This is a genomic window from Intrasporangium sp., assembly GCF_030452765.1.
GTDB lineage: Bacteria > Actinomycetota > Actinomycetes > Actinomycetales > Dermatophilaceae > Intrasporangium_A.
Genome location: NZ_JAKDLO010000037.1, coordinates 22,493 through 29,385, shown reverse-complemented (window position 1 = coordinate 29,385; position 6,893 = coordinate 22,493). Strand labels below are relative to the sequence as shown.

7 protein-coding genes are annotated in these 6,893 nt (G+C 70.5%); all 7 read right to left on the bottom strand.

The annotated features are described in order from the left end of the window. Positions 1-292: 292 nt before the first annotated feature. Entirely contained in the window at positions 293-796 is a 504-nt protein-coding gene (locus L0H79_RS06865; protein WP_301483841.1) for an amino-acid N-acetyltransferase, read from the bottom strand. After that, positions 793-1,977, bottom strand: a complete 1,185-nt coding sequence (locus L0H79_RS06860) for an LCP family protein (protein ID WP_301483840.1) — start codon at positions 1,975-1,977, stop codon at positions 793-795. The genes L0H79_RS06865 and L0H79_RS06860 overlap by 4 nt, the downstream gene beginning before the upstream one ends. Before the next feature lie 105 nt (positions 1,978-2,082). Beyond that, the gene (locus L0H79_RS06855) at positions 2,083-3,045 is read right to left on the bottom strand and encodes an ATP-binding cassette domain-containing protein (protein WP_301483839.1); all 963 of its coding nucleotides are present in this window, start codon (positions 3,043-3,045) and stop codon (positions 2,083-2,085) included. Next, positions 3,042-3,896, bottom strand: coding sequence for an ABC transporter permease (locus tag L0H79_RS06850; protein ID WP_301483838.1), 855 nt, complete (start codon positions 3,894-3,896; stop codon positions 3,042-3,044). Before L0H79_RS06850 ends, L0H79_RS06855 begins: the two co-directional genes overlap by 4 nt. Next, positions 3,889-4,683, bottom strand: coding sequence for an ABC-2 family transporter protein (locus L0H79_RS06845; protein ID WP_301483837.1), 795 nt, complete (start codon positions 4,681-4,683; stop codon positions 3,889-3,891). Before L0H79_RS06845 ends, L0H79_RS06850 begins: the two co-directional genes overlap by 8 nt. Positions 4,684-4,757: 74 nt before the next feature. After that, the gene (locus L0H79_RS06840; protein WP_301483836.1) at positions 4,758-5,645 is read right to left on the bottom strand and encodes an A/G-specific adenine glycosylase; all 888 of its coding nucleotides are present in this window, start codon (positions 5,643-5,645) and stop codon (positions 4,758-4,760) included. 138 nt (positions 5,646-5,783) lie between these two features. After that, positions 5,784-6,860 carry a DNA integrity scanning diadenylate cyclase DisA gene (gene disA / locus L0H79_RS06835; RefSeq protein ID WP_301483835.1) on the bottom strand — a complete coding sequence of 359 codons (1,077 nt, stop codon included), beginning with the start codon at positions 6,858-6,860 and terminating at the stop codon, positions 5,784-5,786. Positions 6,861-6,893 lie beyond the last annotated feature (33 nt).

Below are 6,893 nucleotides of genomic sequence, written 5' to 3'. Positions count from 1 at the left end.
GATCGACAGTGCAGTAGTTGTGATCGACAGTGCAGTAACCCCGATCGAACGTGCAGTGGATCCGTAGATCTGAACTGTCGGCCAACAACACAACTGCACGCTCGATCAACGGCGGAAGCGCACTTCTCGATCAACGGCGGAAGCGCACTCTCGATGCCCACAACTGCACTCTCGATGCCCACAACTGCACTCCCGATGCCCACTACTGCACTGTCGATGCCCACAACTGCACTCTCGATCAACGGCGGAAGCGCACTCTCGATGGGGGGAAGGGCGTGGGAACGGTGCGCCGTCAGATCGCACGCATCATGCGGGTGTTGCCCAGGGTGTTGGGCTTGACTCGCTCCAGGTCGAGGAACTCGGCGACGCCCTCGTCGTACGACCGGAGCAGCTCGACGTAGACATCACCGGTCACCGCCTGCCCGTCGATCGACTCGAAACCGTGCCGGGTGAAGAACCGCGTCTCGAAGGTGAGGCAGAAGAGCCGCCCCACCCCGAGCCGGCGGGCCTCGTCCATGAGCTCCTCGAGGATGCGGCCCCCGAGGCCGGTGCCGAGGTAGTTCTCGGCGACGGCGAGCGTGCGGATCTCGCCGAGGTCCTCCCACATGACGTGCAGGGCACCGCACCCGACGACGACACCTCCGTCGTCGGCGACCAGGAACTCCTGAAGCCCCTCGTAGTAGGTCACCGCGTCCTTGGCCACCAGGATGCGCCGCTCGGCCAGCGGCCTGACGAGCGCTCGGATGTCACGGATGTCGGCGGTCCGCGCGCGCCGGATGACGGGGGCTGTGCTCACGAGAGGTTCCCGTCTGCGAAGTCGGCGAACAGAGAGCGGGCCTGCGGGCCGAGCACGACGATCGACTGGCCGCCGGCCCAGCCGAAGGCGCCCCGGGCGACGCTGCGCCCGACCTCGGCGGGCTTGACCTGGTAGAACCGCGCGACGAAGGTCAGCATCTGCTCGGCGTCGAGGTCGGTCCTCGTATAGCGGCTCACCGTCGTCAGGGCGAGCGGCATGGCTGTCGGCCCCGCGAGCCTGGCCTTGACCGCCGCTGCCAACAAGAGCTCACCTTGGTGCCGCGAACGACCGAAGTCACCGTCGGGCAAGGTCTTTCGCTCCCGGGCATACGCGAGCGCCTCCGCCCCGGTCAGCGTCTGCGGGCCCTTCTTGACGAGGATCCCGGCATGGGAGGCATCGACGGTCCTGGGGATGACGATGGGGATCCCGCCGAGCTCGTCGACGGTCTTCCTGAAGCCGGTGAAGCCGATGACGACATAGCCCTCGATGGGCAGTCTCGTCACGGAGCGGACCGTCTTCAGCTGGGCCCCGGCGCCCCCGAGCGCCATGGCCGAGTTGATCTTGCCCTTCCCTCCGATGGAGAGCGGCACCCAGAGGTCGCGCGCCATCCCCATGAGGCCGGCTCCGCCTGCACCGTCGGTGCCGACGACCTGGATCGTGTCGGCGCGGGTGTGGTCGAGCGGCTGGCCCTTGCGCGCATCGGAGCCGAGCGCGAGCACCCAGCGCGGCCCGGACCCGAGGGCCGGCTTCGGGACGCCGAGGGTGGGCCACCAGCCGCCGACGACCCGCCAGGCGCCGGGCTTGGCCGCGACGGCGAGGGTGACGTCGTCGCCGACGGTGACGACGGCAACCTGTTGGCCCTTCCAGCTGCCGGTGCTGGCCTTGCCGCTGATCGGACCGCTGACAGGCGTGCGAGCCTCGAGGGCGGCGGCCGCGGTCTTCGAGGCGGTGCTGCCGAGATCAGATCCCGAGTAGACCCGCTCGACCAGGGCCGACAGCTCGGTGGGCGCACCCTTGATCCGCGTCGGCTCGGTCGCGGTCGAGGAGACTGACCGGCCCGAGGTCGGGACTGCTGCGCCGCTCGCCGAGGGGGAAGTCGAACCCGAGGAGCATCCGGTGAGCAGAAGAAGCGCCGTCGCGGAGGCAACGAGCCTGGTCGTCGGGTGGGGCGCGAGTCTCACGGGGCAACGGTAGTTCAGCCCCGGGCCAGGGACGGACAACCGACAGGCGGACGGCCCCGTGGTGTGCCTTCTCGACCGGGCCGTCGTGCCCACTCGACGGGGTCTCTAACCGCGACCGGACGCGGCGTAGATGCGCCGCACCACATCCTCGATGTCCGGCTCCTCGATCGCGAGATCGCGCACCTGGGCCCGCGCCGACACCGCAGCGAGCACGGCGGCGGCCGTCGTCTCACTGGCATCGAAGGCAAGCCGCTGCCGTAGTCCGTCCCCCTCCACGGCCAACACCGCGGTATGAGGTATGTCGCTCAGCTCGCCGGTCGGTTCCGCGAGGTCGATCACGAGCACCCGCCGCGCACCGACGGTCCTGGCGAGCCCGGCCAGGGTCCCGTCGAACGCGAGCCGTCCCTCGTCGATGACCAGGACCCGCCCGCAGAGCCGCTCGATGTCGCCCATGTCATGGGTCGTCAGCAGCAGGGTCGTGCCTCGCTCGCGCCGCTCTTCGAGAAGGAACTCCCGCAAGCGCTGTTTGGACAGCACGTCGAGGCCGATCGTCGGCTCGTCGAGGATGAGCAGCTCCGGCTCGTGCAGCAGTGCGGCGGCGATCTCGGCGCGCATCCGCTGGCCGAGCGACAGCGACCGTACCGGGGCGGCCAGCTGCGGTCCCATCTCGAGCTGGTCGACGAGCCGCTCGATCCGGGCCCGGGCCTGCCCCGGCTCGAGCCGGTGGATCGCGGCGAGGATGGTGAAGGACTCGTGCAGTGGTAGGTCCCACCACAGCTGGGAGCGCTGGCCGAAGACGACTCCGGTCCGGCGGGCCACGTCGACGCGACGCCGCATCGGGTCGAGCCCGCACGTGCGCACGAGCCCGGAGGTCGGCTGCAGGATGCCGGTCAACATCTTGATGGTCGTCGACTTGCCGGCGCCGTTGGCCCCGATGTAGCCGACGGACTCGCCCGCCGCGACGGCGACGCTCAGGTGGTCCACGGCCCGGGTCCGCTTGAAGTCCCGGACGAGGTCGACGGTCTCGATGATCGGCCCGGCCGCCGCGCCGTTGGGGGGACTGGTCATCCGCCTGCTCCTTGGTAGTGCCGCGTCCCGGCACGCCAGCATAGGGCGGCGGCCAGCCAGGCGGCGAGGGCCGCGACGGGCGAGCACCAGGCCAGCCACACGGGCGCAAGCCGGTCCCCGGGCAGGTCGAGGATCGCCAGCGTCGGCAGGTAGGCGACGAAGGCCGTGGGGATGACGAACGTCCAGAGGACCCGCAGCGGGTCGGGGAAGACGCGCTGGCTCTGCTGGGCGGCATACGAACCGCCGTAGGTCATGCTGTTGGTGAACTCCGCGCCGTCGACGAAGAAGAACTGTAGGCCGCCTGCTGCGGTGAAGAGCGCCGAGAAGATCGCGGTGCCACTGACGATGGTGACGGCGATGAGCACGACCTTCGCGGCCGACCAGCGCACGTCTGCGGTCGTGAGCGCGACGACGAGGGCGACGACGGCGACCGCGAACCGACCGACGCGCCGCAGCGAGATGTCGCTGGTCATGAACTGGGTGAGCAGCGGCAGCGGGCGCACGTAGAACGCGTCGACCTGGCCCATCCGGATGTAGGTGGGCAGGGTGTCGAGGTGACCGACGAGCATGTCGGCGAGGGAGAATCCGATGTTGGACAGGGCGAAGACGAGCAGCGCCGCGGTGAAGTCGAGTCCGCCGAGCAGCTCGACGTTGTGGAAGATGATCCAGACCTCGGCGAACTCGGTCAGGCCCACCCCGACGGTGCCGAGGATGTCGGTGACGAACGACGCGCGGTACTGCAGCTGGGCCCGGGCTCGCGCGGCGAGGATGACGCGGTAGGGACGCAGCCGGTCGGCCAGTCCGCCGGCCGTGGGACGGGCCGCCCGCCAGGACGCGAGGCGGTCAGCCACCTTGCACCTCCAGGCGGCGCCGCCCGGCCCGGAGGACGACCTGGCCGAGAGCGAGCAGCAGGACCGCCCAGACGACCTGGTTGGCGACCACGAGTCCGAGGTCGGCACCGACGAGTCGACCGCTGAGGATGTCGAGCGGATGCTGCAGCATCGCCGGCCACGGCGACCAGTCCGCGATGGTGCGCAGCCATCCGGGGAACCACGGCACCGGCAGGTAGAGCCCGCAGAAGAGCCCCGAGAGGATCATCCAGACGAGCTGGATGCCGCGTACCTCGATGAGCCAGAACGAGAGGAGGCTGACGATGAAGTTGCCGGCGAACGCAACGACGACGGCCAGGCCCACCGAGGCGGCCCCGACGAGCCACGCACCCGGGCTCGGCGGCCAGGCCAGGTCGAACAGGACCGCACCGATGAGCAGCGCCGGCAGTCCCCGGGCCACGAAGTTGATCCCTGCCCGGCCGATGTCCCCGGCGAGGTAGACCAGCTGCGGGTCGAGCGGGCGCAGGAAGTCGACGGCGATATCGCCGCTGCGCACCCGCTCCTTGACCTCCTGGAATCCCCACAGGTTGACCGTGCCGAGCAGCGCCTGGCCCCACCAGACGAAGGCGACCGCCATCGGCGCCGAGTAGCCGCCGATCGCCGACCCGGCCGAGCCGATCGCGGCCAGCACGATCGAAGCGCGGATCACCCCGAAGACCGAGTTCGTGGTCAGGCCCGCGAGCAGGGCGAGCCGGTAGGTCGAGTGTCGCCGGAAGCCGGCGCGGACGAGCAGGAGCATGGTCCTCATCGGGTCACTGGTCGGCAGGACACGAGGGGTCAGGCTACCGACCGGGGCGGCGCACCGGCAACGCCGGTGGGTGCTCAGGCGGGCAGCCGGTAACGGTCATCGTCCAGCGGCTCTATCAGGCCATCGGCGACCAGGGAGTCGAGGCACCGCATCACCTGCTGCTGCGGTGCTGCCCCGACGAGGAGCCCGAGATGCACCTCGGCGCGGGCGTCACGCAACCGTTGCAGCAGCAGCCCCCTGACCTGCCGGTCCGTGCCGTGCCATGCCTGGCCACGCCTCGCCGGTCCGTCGTGCGCCGGCCGGCCCACGACGTTCCAGGTGCAGAGGTCGGCGACCGGGCAGGCGTCACAGCGCGGCCCACGCGCGACACAGACGAGTGCGCCCAGCTCCATGACAGCAACGTTCCACACCGCAGCGGTATGCCGCTGTGCGGGCATCGCCTCGCCGGCGAGGTCGCGCTCCGCCCGGGTCAGCGCCGGCGCCGGGTACTGCTTGCCGGTCAGGGTGCGCGCGAGCACGCGCCGGACGTTCGTGTCGACGACGACCTCGGGGATGCCGAAGGCGAAGCAGGCGACCGCAGCCGCCGTGTAGGCACCGACGCCGGGCAGGGAGAGCAGGTCCTGCAGGCGGGACGGCACCTGGCCTCCGTGGCGCTCGAGCATGACGGTGGCCGCCTGGTGCAGCCGTAACGACCGGCGCGGGTAGCCCAGCCGGCCCCAGGCTCGGACTGCGTCGCCGGGCGCAGCTGCTGCGAGCGCTGCGGGCGTCGGCCACCGTCGCAGCCACTGCCGCCAGACCGGCTCGACCCGACCCAGCGGAGTCTGCTGGGCCATCACCTCGGAGACGAAGACCCCCCACGGTGAGCAGTCCGGGTGCCGCCACGGCAGGTCACGTCCAGCCCCGCGGTACCACTCGAGCACGCGCCCGTGGAGGGCGTCGAGAGTCTGCGGGCTCGGCGGCATACCCGCACGGTAGCCAGCCGTGACGAGAAGGACCCAGCAACCTGGTCGTTCGGGGGGACCTCGGCCGTGAGCCCCCAAGCGTTCAGACGTACCTTTGACGTCTGAGCCGAATCGCCGCTCCGGGCCTCGCGGCTTGGCTCAGACGTAGCGCTCGAGGATGCTGCTCTCCGCGAGCCGCGACAGGCCTTCGCGGACCGCGCGGGCCCGTCCCTCGCCGACTCCCTCGACGAGCATGAGCTCGTCGATGCCGGCGGCAAGGAGACGCTGCAGCGACTCGAAGTGCTCCACGAGGCGCTCGACGATGGCCTGTGGCAGGCGCGGCACCTTCGTCAGGAGGCGGTAGCCGAGTGGGCTCACGGGGGCGTCGAGGCTCTCGCCGACGATCTGGAAACCGACCGCGCGGGCCCCGGCGGCGAGGTCGAGCAGCTCGACCGAGTTGAGCTCCTCGAGGTTGGCGAGTGCCTCCTGCTCGGTCAGGTCGGCCTTGGTTGCTGGCAGGTAGTCGCGAATGACCAGCTCGCGGTCGTTGCCGAGACCGCCGACGAGCTCCTCGAGCTGGAGGCTGAGCAGCCGGCCGTCGGTGCCGAGCTCCACGACGTAGTCCTGGATCTCGGCGGAGATCCGGCGCACCATCTCGAGGCGCTGGAGGACCGCCGTCACGTCGCGGACCGTGACGAGGTCCTCGATCTCGAGGGCGGACAGGGTGCCGGTGACCTCGTCGAGGCGGGACTTGTAGCGCTCGAGGGTCTGCAACGCCTGGTCGGCGCGCGAGAGCGTTGTCGGTGAGCCCTCGACGACATGGCGGCGGCTGCCGACGTAGAGGGCTACGACGTCCATCGACTGGCTGACGGAGATGACGGGGAACCCGGTCTGCTTGGCGACTCGCTCCGCTGTGCGGTGCCGCGTGCCGGACTCGGAGGTCTCGATGCGCGAGTCGGGCACGAGCTGCGTGGCGGCCCGTACGATGCGCGTCCTTTCACGGTCGAGGACGACGGCGCCGTCCATCTTGCACAGCTCGCGCAGCCGGGTCGCGGAGAACTCGACGTCGAGGACGAACCCGCCGGTACAGATGGACTCGACGACCTTGTCATGGCCGAGCACGATCAGGGCTCCGGTTCGCCCGCGCAGGATGCGCTCGAGGCTGTCGCGAAGCTCGGTGCCGGGGGCCACGGCCGCGAGAACCACGCGAAGCAACTCGTCGTCGCCGCTGTCCATCGTTCCCCGTTCATCGGATCCGTCTGACCCCGG